The 18,584-nt window shown below is 69.6% G+C and carries 17 protein-coding genes; 3 read left to right on the top strand and 14 right to left on the bottom strand.

Annotated features, from left to right (window positions below):
* Positions 1–8: 8 nt before the first annotated feature.
* The 8 genes from DK368_RS03735 to ccmA all read right to left on the bottom strand — a co-directional run bounded on the left by DK368_RS03735 (position 9) and on the right by ccmA (position 7,163).
* Positions 9–2,003: a heme lyase CcmF/NrfE family subunit gene (locus DK368_RS03735; protein ID WP_114392225.1), complete on the bottom strand. Its 1,995-nt coding sequence runs from the start codon at positions 2,001–2,003 to the stop codon at positions 9–11.
* A 27-nt stretch (positions 2,004–2,030) separates the two neighbouring features.
* Positions 2,031–2,531, bottom strand: coding sequence for a cytochrome c maturation protein CcmE (gene ccmE / locus DK368_RS03730; protein ID WP_114392224.1), 501 nt, complete (start codon positions 2,529–2,531; stop codon positions 2,031–2,033).
* Complete coding sequence (ccmD, locus tag DK368_RS03725) at positions 2,528–2,785, bottom strand: heme exporter protein CcmD (protein ID WP_114392223.1); 258 nt, start codon at positions 2,783–2,785, stop codon at positions 2,528–2,530. Before ccmD ends, ccmE begins: the two co-directional genes overlap by 4 nt.
* A gap of 99 nt (positions 2,786–2,884) precedes the next feature.
* Entirely contained in the window at positions 2,885–3,613 is a 729-nt protein-coding gene (locus tag DK368_RS03720; RefSeq protein WP_114392222.1) for a heme ABC transporter permease, read from the bottom strand.
* Positions 3,614–3,782: 169 nt separating this feature from the next.
* Positions 3,783–4,448: a bactofilin family protein gene (locus DK368_RS03715; RefSeq protein ID WP_162305851.1), complete on the bottom strand. Its 666-nt coding sequence runs from the start codon at positions 4,446–4,448 to the stop codon at positions 3,783–3,785.
* Entirely contained in the window at positions 4,432–5,712 is a 1,281-nt protein-coding gene (locus tag DK368_RS21910) for a M23 family metallopeptidase (RefSeq protein ID WP_114392220.1), read from the bottom strand. Before DK368_RS21910 ends, DK368_RS03715 begins: the two co-directional genes overlap by 17 nt.
* Before the next feature lie 135 nt (positions 5,713–5,847).
* The gene (gene ccmB, locus DK368_RS03705; RefSeq protein ID WP_114392219.1) at positions 5,848–6,513 is read right to left on the bottom strand and encodes a heme exporter protein CcmB; all 666 of its coding nucleotides are present in this window, start codon (positions 6,511–6,513) and stop codon (positions 5,848–5,850) included.
* On the bottom strand, positions 6,510–7,163 hold the full coding sequence (gene ccmA / locus DK368_RS03700) for a heme ABC exporter ATP-binding protein CcmA (protein WP_114392218.1): 654 nt from the start codon (positions 7,161–7,163) through the stop codon (positions 6,510–6,512). The genes ccmB and ccmA overlap by 4 nt, the downstream gene beginning before the upstream one ends.
* A gap of 770 nt (positions 7,164–7,933) precedes the next feature.
* On the opposite strand from ccmA, the gene DK368_RS03695 reads away from it, so the two are divergent.
* Complete coding sequence (locus DK368_RS03695; protein WP_114392217.1) at positions 7,934–9,067, top strand: type III PLP-dependent enzyme; 1,134 nt, start codon at positions 7,934–7,936, stop codon at positions 9,065–9,067.
* 356 nt (positions 9,068–9,423) lie between these two features.
* Positions 9,424–10,122, top strand: a complete 699-nt coding sequence (locus tag DK368_RS03690; RefSeq protein ID WP_114392216.1) for a TorF family putative porin — start codon at positions 9,424–9,426, stop codon at positions 10,120–10,122.
* A 109-nt stretch (positions 10,123–10,231) separates the two neighbouring features.
* Here DK368_RS03690 and holA read toward each other — a convergent pair whose 3' ends face one another.
* The 6 genes from holA to DK368_RS03660 all read right to left on the bottom strand — a co-directional run bounded on the left by holA (position 10,232) and on the right by DK368_RS03660 (position 17,499).
* The gene (gene holA / locus DK368_RS03685; protein ID WP_114392215.1) at positions 10,232–11,260 is read right to left on the bottom strand and encodes a DNA polymerase III subunit delta; all 1,029 of its coding nucleotides are present in this window, start codon (positions 11,258–11,260) and stop codon (positions 10,232–10,234) included.
* Between the two features lie 65 nt (positions 11,261–11,325).
* Positions 11,326–11,925, bottom strand: a complete 600-nt coding sequence (gene lptE / locus DK368_RS03680) for an LPS assembly lipoprotein LptE (protein ID WP_114392214.1) — start codon at positions 11,923–11,925, stop codon at positions 11,326–11,328.
* Positions 11,912–14,509, bottom strand: a complete 2,598-nt coding sequence (leuS, locus tag DK368_RS03675; RefSeq protein WP_114392213.1) for a leucine--tRNA ligase — start codon at positions 14,507–14,509, stop codon at positions 11,912–11,914. The genes lptE and leuS overlap by 14 nt, the downstream gene beginning before the upstream one ends.
* A gap of 78 nt (positions 14,510–14,587) precedes the next feature.
* Positions 14,588–15,121, bottom strand: a complete 534-nt coding sequence (locus DK368_RS03670) for a DUF3576 domain-containing protein (protein ID WP_114392212.1) — start codon at positions 15,119–15,121, stop codon at positions 14,588–14,590.
* Positions 15,122–15,298: 177 nt separating this feature from the next.
* Entirely contained in the window at positions 15,299–16,267 is a 969-nt protein-coding gene (locus DK368_RS03665) for a glycosyltransferase family 9 protein (protein ID WP_114392211.1), read from the bottom strand.
* On the bottom strand, positions 16,264–17,499 hold the full coding sequence (locus DK368_RS03660) for a glycosyltransferase family 4 protein (protein ID WP_193552244.1): 1,236 nt from the start codon (positions 17,497–17,499) through the stop codon (positions 16,264–16,266). Before DK368_RS03660 ends, DK368_RS03665 begins: the two co-directional genes overlap by 4 nt.
* A 24-nt stretch (positions 17,500–17,523) precedes the next feature.
* Between DK368_RS03660 and DK368_RS03655 the strand changes: the two genes are divergently transcribed.
* Positions 17,524–18,303 carry an alpha/beta hydrolase gene (locus DK368_RS03655; RefSeq protein WP_114392210.1) on the top strand — a complete coding sequence of 260 codons (780 nt, stop codon included), beginning with the start codon at positions 17,524–17,526 and terminating at the stop codon, positions 18,301–18,303.
* Positions 18,304–18,584 lie beyond the last annotated feature (281 nt).

The raw sequence follows: 18,584 nt of genomic DNA, 5'->3' as shown, positions 1-18,584 counted from the left end.
ATCAGCCATCATTCGGCGGGTTGCGCGGCCGGACCGGCGGCCGGGAGGACACGGCGGGCCGGCACCCCCACCCGCAGGCGGCGGTCGGACAGGCTGACCAGCCCGCCGGCGACCATGATCACGGAGCCGAACCAGATCCAGGGCACCAGCGGATGGTGGTAGAGACGCACGACCCAGCCGCTGCCATCCTCGGTGCGGTCGCCCAGCACGGCATAGAGGTCCGAGACGAAGGTGGTGTGGATGGCGGCCTCGGTGGTCTGCATCTTCGCCACCGGGTACCAGCGCTGTTCCGGATGCAGCGTGGCGATGACGCGGCCGTCCCGGCGCAGGGTGAAGGTGCCCATCTCGGTCACATAGTTGGCGACCCGCAGCTCCTCCACCTTGTCCAGGCTGAAGCTGTAGCCGGCCAGCGCGGCCGTGTCGCCCAGCCGCATCACGCGGATATCCTCGGCGCGCCAGACGCTGGTGCCGACCATGCCGATGATGGCGATGCCCAGCCCGGCATGGGCCAGGGCCGTGCCCCAGGCACCGCGCGGCAGACCCTTGGCCCGGGCCCAGCTGTCGGCCAGGGGGCCGCGGAACAGCTTGATGCGCTCCGCCACCTCGAACAGGGCGGCGAAGGCGGCCCAGGCCCCCATGCCGATGCCGACCAGGGCCATGACCGGCCGGGTCCCATGCGCATAGAGCGCCCACAGCACAGAGGCCGCCGTCAGCAGCGCCGCCAGCCACAGCCGGCCCAGCACACCGCCCAGATCGGCCCGTTTCCAGGCCAGGAACGGACCGACGCCCATGACCGCCACCAGCGGCACGGCCAGCGGCAGGAAGGTGGCGTTGAAGAAGGGGGCGCCGACGCTGATCTTGGCGCCGCCGACCACATCGAGGAACAGGGGATAGAGGGTGCCCAGCAGCACCACGGCGCAGGCCGTGGACAGCAGCAGGTTGTTCAGCACCAGCGCGCCCTCGCGGCTGACCGGGGCGAAGACGCCGCCCACCCGCAGCGATCCCGCACGCAGGGCGTAGAGCAGCAGGCTGCCGCCCGTCGCCAGCCCCAGCAGGACCAGGATGGCGGTGCCGCGGGCCGGATCGACGGCGAAGGCGTGGACGCTGGTCAGCACCCCGGACCGTACCAGGAACGTGCCCATCAGCGACAGGGTGAAGGTCAGGATGGCCAGCAGGATGGTCCAGGTCTTCAGCGCATCGCGCTTTTCCACGACGATGGCGGAATGGGCCAGGGCCGTGCCGGCCAGCCAGGGCATCAGCGAGGCGTTCTCCACCGGGTCCCAGAACCACCAGCCGCCCCAGCCCAGCTCGTAATAGGCCCACCAGCTGCCCATGGCGATGCCCAGCGTCAGCGACGACCAGGCCACCAGGGTCCAGGGCCGCACCCAGCGGCCCCAGGCGGGATCGACGCGCCCCTCGATCAGGGCGCCGGCGGCGAAGGCGAAGGCCACCGAGAAGCCCACATAGCCCAGATAGAGGAAGGGCGGATGGAAGGCGAGGCCGGGGTCCTGCAGCAGCGGATTGAGGTCGTTGCCGTCCAGCGGCACCGGGGAGACGCGGACGAAAGGGTTGCTGGTGGCCAGCATGAACAGCAGGAAGCCGACACCGATCAGCCCCTGCACCCCCAGCACCCGCGCCTTCAGCGTGTCGGGCAGGTTGCGGCCGTAATAGGCGACCGCGGCGCCGAACAGGGCCAGCATCAGCACCCAGAGCACCAGCGAGCCCTCATGGTTGCCCCAGACGCCGGCCACCTTGTACAGCATGGGCTTGGCCGAATGGCTGTTCTGGACCACGTTCAGCACGCTGAAGTCCGAGACCACATGGGCCCAGGTCAGGGCCAGGAAGGCCACCAGGATCATCAGCAGCTGGCCATAGGCGGCGGGCTTGGCCACCTCCATCCAGGCCAGGTTGCCGCGGGCGGCACCGACGAAGGGCAGGGTCGACTGCACCAGGGCCAGCAGCAGCGCCAGCACCAGGGCGTAATGGCCGAGTTCCGGAATCATGGCCGGCGCTCCCCGCGTCGCGTCATGTCACTGGCCCTTCAGGGTCGAGGTGGTGTGCAGTCCATCCTTCTCGCCGATGGAGGCGGGCGGCTGGGCATTGGCCTTGAAATGGTCGGCCCGCTTCAAGGCGTCGCTCACCTCGGGCGGCATGTAGTTCTCGTCATGCTTGGCCAGCACCTCCGACGCGGCGAAGACTCCGTCCGGCCGCAGCCGGCCCAGGGCGACGACGCCCTGCCCCTCGCGGAACAGGTCGGGCACGATGCCGGTATAGCTGACCGGCACGCTGTTGGCGGTGTCGGTGACGGTGAAGCGGATGGTCAGCCCGTCGTCGGATCTGGCGATGCTGCCCACCTCAACCAGCCCGCCCAGGCGGACGTTGCGGTCGCCCGGCGCCTTGGTGGTCAGATCGGACGGGCTGTAGAAATAGGTCACGGTGTCGTTGAAGGCAGCCAGGGTCAGGGCCGTGGCCGTGCCCAGCCCCAGCATGGCCAGCAGCAGCATATAGAGCCGGCGGCGCTTGCGCGTCATGACAGCCCCCCTTCACCGGCCGGGGCATGGGCGCCGGAGCGGGCAGGAGCACCGGGGGCGGCAAGCCCCTCCTCCGCCGTCTGGCGGCGGCGGCGGCGCGACGGATGCGCCGTTTCCAGCGCCGCCAGGAGGGCCTGCTGCCGGCGCAGCCCGCGCAGGCTGACCAGCAGCAGCGCCAGCAGAACCAGGGCGGCCAGCCCGTAGCTGCTCCAGATATAGGCGGCATGACCGCCCATGGCGAAGAACTCACTCATCTCCAACTCCGGCGCCGGGACCCCGGACCATATGATCCCGGGGGCGTCCCAACGAAAGTGATGCGACCGCCGGTCGCAGGGGCCGTCCCGCCGGTCCGCTCACTCCGCGGCCGAGGCGACCTGGGTCAGGCGCAGCGCCTGGATCTTGCGGGCCACCAGTTCAGAGCGGATTCGCACAATCACCACGGCGACGAAATAGGCCTTAAAGGCAATGGCCATGACCGCCAGCGGCCACAGCATGTCCGGGTGGATGCTGGGGCCGCCCATGCGGAAGACGCTGGCCGGCTGGTGCAGCGTGTTCCACCAGTCCACCGAGAATTTGATGATGGGGATGTTGACCACCCCCACCAGCAGCAGGATGCAGCCGGCCCGGTTGCCGCGCTCCGGATCGTCGAAGGCGTTCACCAGGGCCATGAAGCCGAGATAGAGGAAGAACAGGATCAGCATGCTGGTCAGGCGGGCATCCCACACCCACCAGGTCCCCCACATGGGGGCGCCCCACAGCGATCCCGTCACCAGACAGAGCAGGGTGAACCCAGCCCCCAGCGGCGCCGCGGCGCGGGCATAGACCTCGGCCAGCGGATGCTTCCACACCAGCGCGGTGGCCGCGGCCACGGCCATGCTGGTGTAGACGAACATGGCCATCCAGGCCGCCGGCACATGGATGTACATGATGCGGACGGTCTGGCCCTGCTGATAGTCGGCCGGGCTGTCCAGCAGGGCCATGTAGAGCCCGGCGGCGAAGCAGACCACGGCGAGCCCGGCGGCCCAGGGCAGGATCAGGGCGGCCAGACGGAGGAAGCGGGCGGGGTTGGCGAATCGATGCATGGCGACGGTTATGTAGCATCGTCCGCGCCCGCGGACGAGGGGCACGGGTGCGGCGATCTGGCGAATTGATCCAAATCAGGCACAGGTCACCGGGCGAACGGTTCCGCCGCCAACCCGTCGCCCGCCATTGCCACACGCCGATGCAGGAGCGGACCAAGCCGCAGCCGGGTCAGCCGCCGGCCCGCTTCTTCTCGCGCGCCGACTTGGCGGCCGGGTCCACCACCTCGGCCTCCACGGTCTCCACCGGCTCGTCGGCGGCATCCGCCGGGGCTGCACTCGCCGGGGAGCTGTCGGCGGCTGTGTCGTCGTCCGCGGCCGTCCCGGCATCGGGCACGCCGGTCACGGCCGGCGCCTCCGCCTTCGTCTCCAGCCGCTCCACGGCAACGACCACAGGCGGTTCGGGCACGACGCGCGGCGGCAAGGGCTGCCGTTCACCCGGCCGGCGACGGCGCACGGCGCCTTCGAAGCGGGCACCGGGGGCGATCTCCAAACTGGCCTGGATGACGTCGCCTTCGACGCTGCTGCCGTTCAGCAGATAGACCTCGTCGGCATCGACCGATCCCTGCACGCTGCCATGCACGCGCACCGAAACGGCGCTGACCCGGCCGATGATGCGGCCGCTGGCGCCGATGATCAGCCGGGAACAGGTGACATCCCCATCGACCAGCCCTTCCACATGCACCTCGCCCGGCGTGTCCAGATTGCCGGTGATGCTCATATCCGGACCGATGATGGACGGGACCGGACGATCCGCAGCCGCCGTCGCGCCGCTGCCGACCGCGGCCCCGGCCGCCTTCACACCGGTGTCGATGCGTTCCTTAACCTTCGCAAACATGCCGGCCCTTCTCCATAAAACGCAGAGGATCGACGGGCTTGCCATCGATCAGAACTTCGTAATGGACATGCGGGCCGGAGCTTCGGCCGCTGTTGCCCAGGGCGCCCAGAACCTGACCATAGGCCAGGGCGTCGCCCTCCTTCACCGTGGCTTTCTCCAGATGGGCATAGCGGGTCCGGATGCCGAATCCGTGGTCGACGATGACCGAGCGGCCATAGCCCTCATCCCATCCCACCTCGACCACCTTGCCCGGCGCCGTCGCCATCACCGGCGTACCCAGCCGGGCGACCAGATCCAGCCCGTCATGCCGTGCCCACTGATTGGTCATGGGGTCGCGCCGGCCGCCGAAGCCGCTGGACACGTAGAAATCATCCACCGGCGCCGACAGCGGCAGCAATTCGTGCAGAGCACGGAGACGGGCCTGCCGGTCCAGCTTGGCTTCCAGCTGGGCCATGGCCTGCTCCGCCTGCGGCGGCAGGGCTTGCGGCAGCGGCACCAGCGGCCCGCCCATGCCGAAGCGGCCCCGCTCCAGTTCCCGCAGAACCCGGTCGAGATTGATGCCGGTGTCCTTCAGCGCGGTTTCGATGGCGCCGATGCGCAGATCGGCATGTTCCGACAGGCGGGACAGCAGGGCCACCTGCCCCTCGGCCATGGCCTCCATCTGGCGCTCGACCGCGTCGACCTTGGCCGCCATGCCGTCACGCTCGTCCCGGGCCGAGCCGGTTTCACTGCGCAGACGCGCCGATTCGGCCTGGGCTTCCGCCAGGGCCAGGGCCAGACCGCTGGTCCGCTCCGGCACCGAGTCGGACGGGATCAAAGGCTGCGAGGCCAGCTGGTCGATGGCGGCCAGGGCCGCCTGGGCCCGGCGGGCCGCGGCATCGCGGGTCATGCTGTCAACCGCACGCAGGGACTGGTCGGCGGCGGCCAGCCGCTCGGTCATGCTGCCACTGTCAGCCAGTGCCTGTCCCAGCGATCCCCGGGCCTGATCCAGGACGCCGGACAGGGCCGAGATCTGGCGACGGCTGTCGTCCAGCTGCGCCGCCAGGCTTTCCGCCCCCTGCTCCAGGAAGGCGGCGGTACGGTGGGCCTCCGCCAGCCGGGCGGCCGTCATGCCCCAGCCCAGCAGCGCCAGCGCCGTTCCGACGCAGGCCAGAGCCACGAAGAAAGCAGGCCGCAGACGCTGACGCGGGCCGATGATAACGGACCTGATCCCGTCATCCTCGACGATGATGACGCGTTCGCTGCGGGTGATTGATTCGAGCAACGTTCCCCCCGTCCCGCCTTTTCCGCCGCAGGCCGGTCACAGCCCGGCCGGACCAGCGTCTACCACTTCCGGGTAGACCTTAGGGGATTCCAACGGGGGGCGGCAAGGTTCGAATCCGGCGCCCCCCGGTCTGCGTCAGTCCAGCGCGGCGCGGAGGCCGGCCGCGGCGGCCAGCGGCGCCAGCGGCAAGGCCCCGGCCAGCAGCCCGCCCAGCAGCAGCAGATGCGGCCGCGCCTCCAGCCCGGCCAGGGCGGCATCCACGGCCCCGGCGGCGAAGATCAGGGCCGGGATATAGAGCGGCAGGATCAGCAGCGGCAGCAGCACGCCGCCGCGCCGGGCGCCCAGGGTCAGGGCGGCACCGACGGCGCCGATCAGGCTCAGCAGCGGTGTCGTCAGCAGCAGCGTCAGCAGCAGCACACCGAGCCCGCCGGCCGGCAGATGCAGCAGCAGCGCCAGCAGCGGGCTGGCCGCCAGCAGCGGCAGGCCGGTCACCAGCCAGTGGGCCAGCACCTTGGCCATGGCCACCGCCTCCAGCGGCAGCGGCGACAGGGCCAGAAGATCGAGCGAGCCATCGTCATGATCGGTCTGGAACAGGCGTTCCAGCGACAGCAGCGAGGCCAGCAGCGCCGCCACCAGAATCACCCCGGGGGCGATGCGGGCCAGGATATTGGGCTCCGGTCCCACGCCGAAGGGGAACAGCACCACGCACAGCACGAAGAAGAGAACGGCCGTGGCGGCATCGGCCCCCTGACGCAGGGCCAGGGACAGGTCGCGGCCGACCAGGCGCAGGAAGCCCGTCACAGCAGCACCTCCCCAGGCGCCGGCTGCACCGCGAAGTCGGACACGTCCAGCACCGCCGGCGCCTCCAGATCGAGATCGGTATGGGTGGACAGCACCACCATGCCGCCGCTGGCCCGGTGGCGGCGGATCTCGGCGGCCAGCCGGGCGACGCTGGCCCGGTCCAGGGCCGTGGTCGGCTCGTCCAGCAGCCACAGCGGCGCCGCCGCCAGCGCCAGCCGCGACAGGTTCAGCCGCCGCTTCTGCCCGGCCGACAGGTAGCGGCCCGGCACATCGGCCAGATGATCCAGGGCGAACCGCTCCAGCGCCGCCAACGCCCGTCCGCGCGGGTCGGCACCGCCATCCAGGGCCGCCCAGGCCGTCAGATTCTCCAGCACCGACAGGGCCGGCTTGACCGCGTCCAGATGGCCGACATAGCGCAGCCGCGCCCGATGGACGTCGGGTTCGTCGGCGATGGCGGCGCCATCCCACAGGAATTGTCCGGCGAACGGGCGCGACAGCCCGGCCATCAGCCGCAGCAGGCTGGACTTGCCGCTGCCGTTGGGACCGACCAGCACCAGGGCCGCCCCGGTGTCGACAGCGAAATCCAGGCCGGCGAACACGACGCGGGTGCTGCGCAGGCAGGTCAGATCGCGTCCTTCGAAACGGGGCATGGCGGATGGAACGGCCGGACAGGGGCAGGGGGCCGGAACCATAGCCAGGAACCGGGGGCCATGGCAAAACGAAAGCGGCAGCAGGGGGGGCCGTAAAAGAAACGGCCACCGCGGGGGGGCTGCCTGCGGTGGCCGCAATGGTACCAGCCGGGGCTTGGCTGGTCGGGGCGTCTCCTCCCGGACTCGGGAAGTACGCTCGGAACCCGGGGTCCCCAGCGGTAATCACGTCCCCTGCGCGGTCTAAAAGGCCACGCCCGTATGGCCAAACTCGCCCGGCAAAGTGGCGAAATTGTGATTTGTGGCCGGCGCGCCCCAGACGTGCGCAAATCGGGGATTGCCCACAGAAAAATCACTTTTGCCCGCTACCCCTTCGCCTTATATAGCGCCTCAGTCGCAGCGCACGTGCCTATGGCCCCCACTCCCGCCCACAGCATCGGGCGGCGCCGTCAGCCCGGTGGGGTTATGCAACGACGCAACGCGTATCCTCGTCCGTCCCTTAAGCAAGGCGGCGAATTGGAGGCTACGATGGTTGATGTTGTTGTCGGTGGGCCGGCCGCGCCCACCCGATTCCGATCCGTCTCCGGTTGCATGGCCTTGAGCCAGGCGGCCATCGGACGCATGTCACCTCCCGGCAGGTCGAGTATCTGACCCGCTCCGGCCGGCCCCGTCGGCACGCCTGAGCGGAACCGGACCTTAACGGGTCCGGCGTAAGGTGCTTTCTGTCTTTTCCCCACCCGATAATCCAACGACCTGCCGCCTCGGAGTCCGCGATGACCGAGAAGATCGCCCGTTTTTTCCGTGAGCAATCCCCGGCCACCCCCTGTCTCGTCATCGATCTGGACGTGGTGGCGGACAATTATGCCAAACTGGCGGGCGCCCTGCCCGATTCGAAGATCTTCTATGCCGTGAAGGCCAATCCGGCACCGGAGATCCTGCGCCTGCTGGTGTCGCTGGGGTCCAGCTTCGACACCGCCTCGGTCCCGGAGATCCAGGACTGTCTGGCCGCCGGCGCCACGCCCGACCGCATCAGCTTCGGCAACACCATCAAGAAGGCGTCCGACATCGCCCGCGCCCATGCGCTGGGCGTGCGGCTCTATGCCTTCGACAGCATCGAGGAGCTGGAGAAGATCGCCGAGCACGCGCCGGGTTCGCGCGTGTTCTGCCGCATCCTGACCTCCGGCGAAGGCGCGGACTGGCCGCTGTCGCGCAAGTTCGGCTGCGAGCCTGAGATGGCGCGCGACCTGCTGCTGAAGGCCGCCGGCATGAATGTGGTGCCCTATGGCATCTCCTTCCATGTGGGCAGCCAGCAGCGCGATGTCGGCCAATGGGATCTGGCCCTGGCCACCACCGCCGCCATCTTCCGCGACCTGGAGGAGAAGGGCGTGGTGCTGCGCATGGTCAACATGGGCGGCGGCTTCCCCACCCGCTATCTGCGTGACGTGCCGACCAGCCAGCAGTATGGCGAGGCCATCGACGCCGCCCTGCGCACGCATTTCGGCAACCGCATCCCGGAAACCATCATCGAGCCGGGCCGCGGCATGGTCGGCAATGCCGGCATCATCCAGTCCGAGGTGGTGCTGATCTCGCGCAAGTCGGCCAATGACGACAAGCGCTGGGTCTATCTGGACATCGGCAAGTTCGGCGGTCTGGCCGAGACCATGGACGAGTCGATCCGCTATCCCATCGTCACCGAGCGCGACGGCGACGGCGAATCGGCGCCGGTGATCCTGGCCGGCCCCACCTGCGACAGTGCCGACGTGCTGTACGAGAAGTCGCCCTACAGCCTGCCCACCAGCCTGAAGATCGGGGACCGGGTCTCGATCCTGGCCACCGGGGCCTATACGACCACCTATTCCGCGGTGAATTTCAACGGGTTCGCACCGCTGTCCGCCTATTACATCTGACCCGTCCGACGACGCGGCGACGCGTCCGCAGGCCCGCCTCCGATACAGGGGGGCGGGCCTTTTTCATGCCGCCGCCGCCGTTCCGGCGCCGCGGCGCGATTGCGCAATAAACGGGCGAATTTTCCTGCAAATTTTATCATAAACATGCCCATAAATCAGGCATGTGCGTATTTATTTTGCAACAGCGTCCCATAAATGCAAGCCCCTCGATCCGGCCTATATTGCCGATACAAGCCGCTCCTCCATAGTGCAGATGCGAAAAAACAAGGCGGCTCGCCGCTGGCATCGCTTTTGCTGCGTCCCGAAGCGGAGCGAACGAAGCCTGACATAACGAAGCCTCACTAAAGGAGCGGTCCATGACCATCACGCGTCTGCTTGCGTCCACAGCCACCGCCGCCCTGCTCTTCGGGGCCGCTACGGCCCAGGCGGCCGACGGCCCGTTCACCCTGTCCGGCACCGCCGCCGTCACCAGCGACTATGTCTTCCGCGGCGTCAGCCAGACCGATGAGAAAGCCGCCCTGCAGGCGGGCCTGACCGTCAGCCATGAATCCGGTCTGTGGGCGGGCGCCTGGGCCTCCAACGTGGATGATGATTTCATCCCGGGGGCCGATGTGGAGTTGGATCTGAGCGCCGGCTATTCCAACAGCGTCGGCGATTTCAGCTATACCGCCGGCGTCTACTGGTACACCTATCCCGGCCAGGACGATGGCGCGGACGTGAACTATGTGGAGCTTGGCTTCACCGGGAGCTACACCCTCGACAAGTTCGCCTTCACCGGCCAGGTCTACTGGAGCCCGGAATTCACCGGGCCGGCGGGGGGTGATGCCTATTACGGCAATATCGGCGCCAGCTACGCCCTCACCGACGCCTTCAAGATCTATTACGCCGCCGGCAAGTCCTGGATCCAGGAAGGGACCAATTACGTCGACTGGAACATCGGAGCCGCCTTCACCTACAACGCCTTCACCTTTGACGTGAAATATACCGATACCGACCTGGACGACAGCGACATTGCCGATTCGCGCATCGTCGGCACCGTCACCTTCGCCTTCTGACCCCGGCCAAGGGACAACAGCGGAACGGCCGGCCCCGTGGGGCCGGCCGGTGTGCGTGGCGCCCGACCGCGGATTCCCCGGCCACGGGGCATCGCCCGGCCGGTGCCGATCAGGACCGCCGCGCCAGCTGGGCCAGTTGGAACAGGGCGCGGGCGCACAGGGTCTCGTCCGGCATATTGGTGCGCTTGGCATCCATCTCCGCCTCCAGCAGCCGTTCCAGCGCCTGATGCAGCAGCGGCAGGGTCCAGCGCCGGACCTGGGCCACCATCTGCGGTTCCTGCTTGAAGAAGACCGGCGGGCGCAGCGCCTTCACCGCCTGCTGCGGCGTCTGGCCCCGGGCCGTGTGGGCCACGGCCATGTGCAGCCGCTGGAAATGGCGCTGGGCGGCACGCAGGATGGCCACGGTGCTGGTTCCATCGGCGAACAGGCGGCGCAGACTGCGGTCCACCTCGGCGATGTTGCCGTCCGCCGCCGCCAGGACCGGCTCGTCCAGACCGAGGGCGGCGCTGTCGCCGATCACCGCCCGCACATCCTCCAGCGTCACCCGCTTCTGCCCCAGCATGTAGAGGGCCAGCTTGTCGATCTCGCCCCGGGCCAGGGCGCGGTCGCCGACCAGATTGCCGGCCAGCCAGTCGCGCGCCTCCGCATCGATCTGCAGCCCATGCTCGCCCAGCATGCGGGCGATGGTGCCGGCCAGCTCCTCCTCGCCCTCCACATAGCAGGCCACGGCGGCGATCCGGGCGTCGCCTTCCTCGGCGGCGGCGCGCAGCTTGGAGGATTTGCCGAGATCGCCGGCCTCGATCACCAGCAGGCTGTCGCCGGGCGGCAGGTCCTTCAGCAGTTTCTGCAGGCTGGGAGCCAGCGTCTCCTCGGCGTCGCGCACGCGGATGAGGCGCCGCCCGCCCATCAGCGACAGGGCCGCCATCTCATCGAACAGGCGGGCCGGGTCACCGGCGACCTGATCGCTTTTCAGCTCGGTCACGCGGAAGGGATCGGCCAGATCCTCGCAGGCCGTGCGGGCGGCCTGGGCGGCGCGTTCCCGCACCAGCCCGGCATCCGGCCCATAGACCAGCACCACCCGCACTTCGGGGCCGGGGCGCTTGATGAAGGCATCGGCGTTGCGGGGCTGGATCTTCATGGCGGAACCGGAGGTGACAGGGCCGTGGACACCGGCATGGACGGCGGGAGATCCCCGCCGCCGGATCAGGGCTTGGCCGCGTTCCCGGCCGTATCCGCGGCCGCGTTCTGGGACGCTTGGGGGTCGCGCCTGAAATACAGGGCCAGACGGGTGCGGATGTCCTCCGCCAGTTCCGTCAGGCCACGCTCATAGGCGTCCTGCTGCGACACCAGCGTGGCGTACTGCGCTTCCAGCAGGTTGTAGGCGACGATGGAGCGGCTGAAGGTGCGATAGACCACCTGGCCGGTGCGGGTGTCGATCAGCTCGTAATTGGCCACCAGCCGCAGACGGGCGCGGGTGGCCGTGGCGTCCTGGCGGATGCCCAGCTCCTCCTCCGTGCTCACCAGATTGATGGCCAGACGGTAGGTGGGGTTGGCCGGACGCCCGCCGGTGTAGAAGCGGTCGATCAGGTGGTTGCGCAGAACCTGGCCGTTGCGCTCCGAGATCGGATCGATCTGCACCTGTGCCAGTTCCGCCGCCGCGGCCGAGCGGTTGGCGGCGGCGCCGTACATGGGGGTGAAACCGCAGCCCCCCAGGGCCAGCGGCGTGACCGCCAGCACCAGGGCGGCCAGGGCCGCCCGTCCACGGGAGAAGGGCGGGCGGCGTCCGGCGTCAGACCACGACATTGACGATCCTGTTCGGCACGACGATGACCTTGCGCGGGGGCTTGCCGTCCATGGCCTTCTGCACGGCCGGGTCGGCCAGGGCAGCCGCCTTGGCCACATCCTCCGCCGCATCGCGCGGCAGGGCAAGGGTGGCGCGCAGCTTGCCGTTGACCTGGACGGCCACGGTGGCGGTGTCCTCCACCAGCAGGGCCGAGTCGGCCACCGGCCAGGACCGGTCGACCAGCAGATCGGAATGACCCAGCTCCACCCACATCTGCTGCGCCAGATGCGGCATCACCGGCTGCACGGTCTGGCAGAGATATTCCAGCGCCTCACGCGCGGCCCAGGCGTCGTCCGCCGCCGGTGCCGCCCCCTCGGCGGCCTTGGCCGCCAGCCTGGCCAGCGACTCGCCCAGGGCGTTGCTGAAGATGCGCAGCTTGGCCACGGCGCTGTTGAAGCGGTACTGCTCGATATCGTCGCCGACCCCGGCCGCGGCCTTGTGCGCGGCACGGCGGATGGCCGTGGCCTCGGCGCCGAAGCTGGCGGGCGCCGGCGTGCCGGCCGCCGGCAGGGTGAAGCCCGGCTCGGTGACCAGGCGCCACAGGCGGCTGATATAGCGCCAGGCCCCGTCGATGCCGGCCTCGGTCCATTCCAGGTCGCGGTCGGGCGGGCTGTCCGACATCATGAACAGGCGGGCCGCGTCGGCGCCGTAGGTCTCGATGATCGACTGGGGGTCGACCACGTTCTTCTTCGACTTCGACATCTTGATGACCGGCCCGACGGTCACCGGCGTGCCGCCGGCCTTCAGCGTGGCCTTGCCGCCCTGCAGATCGACATCGGTGGGGAACACCCACTTGCCGTCGGCATCCTGGAAGGTGGCGTGGGTCACCATGCCCTGGGTGAACAGGCCGCCGAACGGCTCCGGCAGATCCAGATAGCCCACATGGGACAAGGCCCGCGTCCAGAAGCGGGAATAGAGCAGATGCAGCACCGCATGCTCGATACCGCCGATGTAATTGTCCACCGGCAGCCAGTACTTCACCAGCTCCTTGTCGAAGGCCACCTGTTCGTTGCGCGGATCGGCGAACCGCAGGAAGTACCAGCTCGACTCGATGAAGGTGTCGAAGGTGTCGGTCTCCCGCACGGCCGCCCCGCCGCAGTGCGGGCAGGTCGTGTGCTTCCAGGTGGGATGACGGGCCAGCGGGTTGCCCGGCGCGTCGAAGGTCACATCCTCCGGCAGGGTCACCGGCAGCTGCGCTTCCGGCACCGGCACGGCGCCGCAGGCGGGGCAATGGATGATGGGGATGGGGCAGCCCCAGTAGCGCTGGCGGCTGACGCCCCAGTCGCGCAGGCGGAACATGGTGGTGCCGGTGCCACGGCCCAGCGACTCGATGCGGGCGATGGCGGCCGTCTTGGCCGCCTCCACCGCCATCCCGTCCAGGAAGTCGGAATTGCGCAGGAGACCGGGGCCGGTATAGGCCTCGTCGCCCACGCTGAAGCCAGCGGGGTCCTGCCCCTCGGGCACCACCACCGGCTTGACCGGCAGGCCGTATTTGCGGGCGAAATCCAGGTCGCGCTGGTCATGGGCCGGGCAGCCGAAGATGGCGCCGGTGCCGTATTCCATCAGCACGAAATTGGCCACATAGACCGGCAGGTCCCAGCCCGGCACGAAGGGATGGGCGGCGGTGATGCCGGTGGCGAAGCCCTTCTTCTCCGCCTTCTCGATATCGGCTTCCGAGGTGGAGCTGCGGTTGCATTCGGCGATGAAGGCGGCCAGATCGGCATTGCCCTCGGCCAACGTGGCCGCCAGCGGATGGTTGGGGCTGATGGCGACGAAGGAGGCGCCGAACAGCGTGTCCGGGCGGGTGGTGAACACCTCCAGATCGGCATGGCCGCCGGACAGGCTGAAGAAGAAGCGCAGGCCCTGGCTCTTGCCGATCCAGTTCTCCTGCATGATGCGGACCTTCTCCGGCCAGCGGTCCAGGCTGGTCAGGGCCCCCAGAAGCTCGTCGGCGAAGTGGGTGATCTTCAGGAACCACTGGGAGAGCTTGCGCTTCTCCACCAGGGCGCCGGTACGCCAGCCGCGCCCGTCGATCACCTGCTCATTGGCCAGGACGGTGTTGTCCACCGGGTCCCAGTTGACCCAGGACTCCTTGCGGTAGGCCAGGCCGGCCTTGAGGAAGTCCAGGAACATCTTCTGCTCGAACCGGTAATAGTCCGGCCGGCAGGTGGCCAGCTCACGGCTCCAGTCGATGGCCAGACCCATCGACTGGAGCTGGCCGCGCATGGTGGCAATGTTCTCGTAGGTCCACTTGCCCGGATGCACGCCGCGCTCCAGCGCCGCGTTCTCGGCCGGCAGGCCGAAGGCGTCCCAGCCCATGGGATGCAGGACGTTGAAGCCCTTGGCCCGCTTGTAGCGGGCGATCACGTCGCCGATGGTGTAGTTGCGCACATGGCCCATGTGGATGCGCCCCGAGGGATAGGGGAACATCTCCAGCACATAGGTCTTGGGCTTGGACGGGTCGGCCTGGACGGCGAAGCTGTTGCGCTCGGCCCAGACGGACTGCCACTTGGCTTCGGATTCGCGGACATTGTAGCGGGACATGGGATCGCCCTGGATGGTCGGGTGGCGCTCCGGCGGGGCGACACCCGACTAAGGGGCTACACGCCCGCCGCCGGCGGATTAATGGGCGGCCGTCGCAGCCTGGCGCAGCTGCCGGGCCCGGGTCAGGATGCTGTCTTCCAGCTGGGTCGCCGTTTCCGGCGCCACCGGCGCGTCGCGCCAGCTGCCATTCTGGTCCACCTGCCGGAACACGGTGGCGCGGACGCCATCGGCGCGCAAGGCCGCATCCAGGATATAGAGGTTGATCTTGAAACGCTCGCTGGGCGTGGCCGGCGGGCTGTACCAGTCGGTCAGGATGACGCCGCCGAAGGCATCGGCCTGCTGGATCGGCATGAACTGCAGCGTATCCAGGGCGGCACGCCACAGATAGGCGTTCACCGCCTGGCCGGCCGCCGGACGGGCCGCCATGTTCATCCCGGCATAGCCCGATGAGTTCTGGCGGATCGTGGTCATCTGGGCGCCGGCATTGCCCGGCGCACCGGGGCCTTCCCCGTCGGACCCGATCTGGTCGATCCAGGAGCAGCCGGCAACGCCGAGCAGCAGGGTGGCCAGCAGGGCGGCGCGGCCGAAACGGGACGGGAAACGCGAGGACATGGATCAACCACCTGGAATGACGCCAGCGGGAAGGAAGGAACCCCTTAGAGCAAAAAAGCCGCGTTTAGGCAAGGCCGGCCGGGGTCCGCCCGATCTCCTGCCACGCAAAGCCGGCAGGATTGCGGCGAAAAGGGACAGAGGCGCCTTGGGAAGCGGCACGACGGGGGCGGCGGCCGATCAGCCGGGGCACATCCCGTCCAGCACGGCCATGACCTCCGCGACCGGGAGGGTGGCGAGGTCGTCCCGCTTCAGCCAGGCCGTCCGCGGCCCCCAGGGGGCCGAGCGCACGGGATCGGTGTGGTGGGACATCAGCATCAGCGTCGGGCAGCCGATGGCCGCCGTCAGGAACACCGGCCCGGTGTCGTTGCCGACGCTGGCCACCGCGCGGCGGGCCAGCGCGCCCAGCTGGTGCAGGCTGGTCCGCCCCACCAGATCCACGGCCTGTGGACAGGCGGCCCGGATGGCGTCGGCGGCCTCGCGGTCGGCCCCCGTCCCCACCAGCACCGGCGTGATGCCACGGTCCAGCACCTGTCGCCCCAGCGCGGCATAGAACGCCGCCGGCCAGCGCTTGTGCGGCAGATGCGGGGAACAGCCCGGCACCAGCAGGGCAAACGGCCCGGGCGGCAGCAGGCCCGACAGGTCGCCCTCCAGCCAGGACAGGTCGGCCACGCCGGCATCGGGCACCCCGGCCGCCGCCAGCTGCCGCAGATAGCGGTCGTGATTGTGCAGGCCGGCCAGGGCGGGCAGCGGCCAGCGCGCACCGGGGGCGGCCCCGGACCAGTCCGGCCGCGGCCCCGGCCGCATCAGCCGGTAATAGAGGGCCGTGCGCGGCTTGTTCTGCAGATCGTAGACCCGGGACAGGCCGGCGCCGCGCAGCCGCTGGCGCATGCGCCAGTAATGCAGGGGCGACCGGCTGCGATTGTCCTCCCACACCGTGTCGAACCAGGGCATGGCCCGGCCGAATCCGGCGAAGGCGGGTTTGGTCAGCAGGATGATTTCGCTACCGGAATGATGCCGCCGGATGGCGTGGAAGGCATCGAAGCACTGGACCAGATCCCCCAGAGCCCCCAGCCGGATGACCAGGACCCGGCCCGCCGCCGGATCTGCCCCCCGATCAGCCGCCTGATCTGCCGCCGGACCGGTCACCGCCGGCCCCGGCGGGCCGGCCCGCGCCCGGCCAGCAGCTCGGCATAGACGTCCAGGGTGGCGGCGCACATGCGGTCGCGGGTGAAGTTTTCCCGGGCATGGCGCATGCCGTCCAGCCCTACGGCCTGCCGCTGCAGCGGGTCGAGATCCAGCACGGCGGCAATGGCCTGGGCCAGCGCGTCCGGATCGTTGGGCGGCACCACCAGGCCGGTTTCCCGGTCGATCACGGTTTCCTTGACCGCCCCCAGATCGGTGACGATGACCGGCCGGCCCATGGCCTGGGCCTCGACGATGATGCGGCCGAAGGCCTCCGGCTCGGTGCTGGCGCTGACCACCACATCGGCCAGCATGTAGGCCGTGGCCATGTCGTTGCAGTGGCCGGTGATGGTGACCTGCGCCTCCAGCCCCAGGGCCTTGATGCGCTGTTCCAGCTCCTGCCGGTACTCGGTGCGGCCCTGGTCCGCCCCCACCAGCACGGCGCGCACATCGGGGCGGCCCAGCCGGGCGATGGCTTCGATCAGGACCCCCTGCCCCTTCCAGCGGGTCAGGCGGCCGGGCAGCATGACGATGCGCTGGTCCTCCGGCAGGCGCCAGGCGCCGATGAGGTCGGCCAGCCGCGCCTGGGTCACCCGGCCGGGCTGGAAGATGTCCACATCGACGCCGCGATGGATCAGGCGCAGCCGGTCGGGGCCGACCCCGTAGACATGGGCGACATGGTCGTAGACGAAGCGGGACACGGCGATGACCCGGTCGGCCCGGGCCATGACCGAGTTGTACCAGCGCTTCAGCCCGGACTTGAAATTGTAGGGGGCGTGGAAGGTGGTGACGAAGGGGATGCCGGTTTCCCGGGCGGCCCAATAGCTGCTCCAGGCCGGCGCCCGGGAGCGGGCATGGATCAGATCCACCCCCTCGTCCCGGATCAGGGCGGCCAGACGGCCGGCGTTGCGGCGGATGGTCAGCGGGTTCTTGCTGGCCACCGGCAGGGTGATGTGGGTGGCGCCGTAGCGTTGCAGCTCATGCGCCATGGGAACGCCGGCGGACACCACCAAGGCGCGGCCGCCGGCATGCTGGATGGCCGCGGCCATGTCGATGCAGCCGCGTTCGGCCCCGCCGGTGACCAGGGTGGGGATCACCTGCAGCACCACGGGCCGGCCGTTCCCGAACTGGTCCTCCCGGTTTACCGCGGTGGGGGCGGGCGATAGGGTACCGGAGGAATCGACCTGGATTGTCATTTCAAGTGCGGGACAGGAGCGGACATGGGTGCGGCGATACATAGCCTGGATCGGGGCGGCGCCACCATAGCCTATCGACGGGAGCCGGGATGCGCGCCGGGCGTGGTCTTTCTCGGCGGCTTCCGCTCCGACATGACGGGAACCAAGGCCGCGGCGCTGGAACAGTGGGCCGCCGGCGCCGGCCACGCCTGCGTGCGCTTCGACTATCAGGGCCATGGCGCCTCGTCCGGCCGCTGGGAGGATTGCACCATCGGCGGCTGGCTGGCCGACACGCTGGCCGTGCTCGACGCGCTGACCGAGGGGCCGCAGATCCTGGTGGGGTCCAGCATGGGCGGCTGGCTGGCGCTGCTGGCCGCCCTGGCCCGGCCGCGGCGGGTGACCGGGCTGGTGGCCATGGCCCCGGCGGTGGATTTCACCGAACGGCTGATCTGGAACCGGCTGTCCCCGGAGCAGCGCCGGGCGGTGGAGCGCGACGGCCGCTTCCTGGCCCCGTCCGCCTATGACCCCGCCGGCTATCCCATCACCCGCACCCTGATCGAGGAGGGGCGGCGGCATCTGCTGCTGGACGGCCCCGCGGGTCCCATCGCCCTCGACTGCCCGGTGCGCCTGCTGCATGGCCAGCAGGATGCCGATGTGCCCTGGCAGGGCAGCCTGGAGCTGGCGGCGGCGCTGGCCACGCCGGATGTGCGGCTGACCCTGGTCAAGGATGGCGACCACCGCCTGTCGCGCCCGCAGGACCTGGTGCTGCTGACCGGGGCCGTGGCCGAGCTTGCGGCAAAAAGCGCAGGGCAGCCGTGGCAATGAGGCAGACCGCGGTCCCCTGGACAGGTCATTCGGGCGGGCGTACCTTTTGCTGAGCTGAAACAACCCGTCGGGGTTCCATGTTCCTCCGCCTCGTCCGAGGCGACGGCCGACAGCAGGCCGCCGAACGCGCCGCCATGACAGGCTTTGGCCTGCCACGCCCCTCCCGCAGATCCGGCGCAATTCTGACCCAATCGCGAGTCACCCTGTTTCCTGGCGCACCGGGCACCTAGACCCGGCCCGATGGTGGCGATCATGCCGCCGACCCGCGCCCGACCGACGGC

The organism is Oleisolibacter albus (assembly GCF_003336875.1).
GTDB lineage: Bacteria > Pseudomonadota > Alphaproteobacteria > Azospirillales > Azospirillaceae > Niveispirillum > Niveispirillum album.
Note: the sequence above shows the minus strand (reverse complement) of the source record. Positions and strands in the feature narration are given on the sequence as shown.

What these genes read in the sequence shown, in the direction of transcription:
- DK368_RS03735 (WP_114392225.1), bottom strand. Translation starts at nt 2,003, where the DNA reads ATGATTCCGGAACTCGGCCATTACGCCCTGGTGCTGGCGCTGCTGCTG.
- ccmE (WP_114392224.1), bottom strand. Translation starts at nt 2,531, where the DNA reads ATGACGCGCAAGCGCCGCCGGCTCTATATGCTGCTGCTGGCCATGCTG.
- ccmD (WP_114392223.1), bottom strand. Translation starts at nt 2,785, where the DNA reads ATGAGTGAGTTCTTCGCCATGGGCGGTCATGCCGCCTATATCTGGAGC.
- DK368_RS03720 (WP_114392222.1), bottom strand. Translation starts at nt 3,613, where the DNA reads ATGCATCGATTCGCCAACCCCGCCCGCTTCCTCCGTCTGGCCGCCCTG.
- DK368_RS03715 (WP_162305851.1), bottom strand. Translation starts at nt 4,448, where the DNA reads ATGTTTGCGAAGGTTAAGGAACGCATCGACACCGGTGTGAAGGCGGCC.
- ccmA (WP_114392218.1), bottom strand. Translation starts at nt 7,163, where the DNA reads ATGCCCCGTTTCGAAGGACGCGATCTGACCTGCCTGCGCAGCACCCGC.
- DK368_RS03695 (WP_114392217.1), top strand. Translation starts at nt 7,934, where the DNA reads ATGACCGAGAAGATCGCCCGTTTTTTCCGTGAGCAATCCCCGGCCACC.
- DK368_RS03690 (WP_114392216.1), top strand. Translation starts at nt 9,424, where the DNA reads ATGACCATCACGCGTCTGCTTGCGTCCACAGCCACCGCCGCCCTGCTC.
- holA (WP_114392215.1), bottom strand. Translation starts at nt 11,260, where the DNA reads ATGAAGATCCAGCCCCGCAACGCCGATGCCTTCATCAAGCGCCCCGGC.
- lptE (WP_114392214.1), bottom strand. Translation starts at nt 11,925, where the DNA reads ATGTCGTGGTCTGACGCCGGACGCCGCCCGCCCTTCTCCCGTGGACGG.
- leuS (WP_114392213.1), bottom strand. Translation starts at nt 14,509, where the DNA reads ATGTCCCGCTACAATGTCCGCGAATCCGAAGCCAAGTGGCAGTCCGTC.
- DK368_RS03670 (WP_114392212.1), bottom strand. Translation starts at nt 15,121, where the DNA reads ATGTCCTCGCGTTTCCCGTCCCGTTTCGGCCGCGCCGCCCTGCTGGCC.
- DK368_RS03660 (WP_193552244.1), bottom strand. Translation starts at nt 17,499, where the DNA reads ATGACAATCCAGGTCGATTCCTCCGGTACCCTATCGCCCGCCCCCACC.
- DK368_RS03655 (WP_114392210.1), top strand. Translation starts at nt 17,524, where the DNA reads ATGGGTGCGGCGATACATAGCCTGGATCGGGGCGGCGCCACCATAGCC.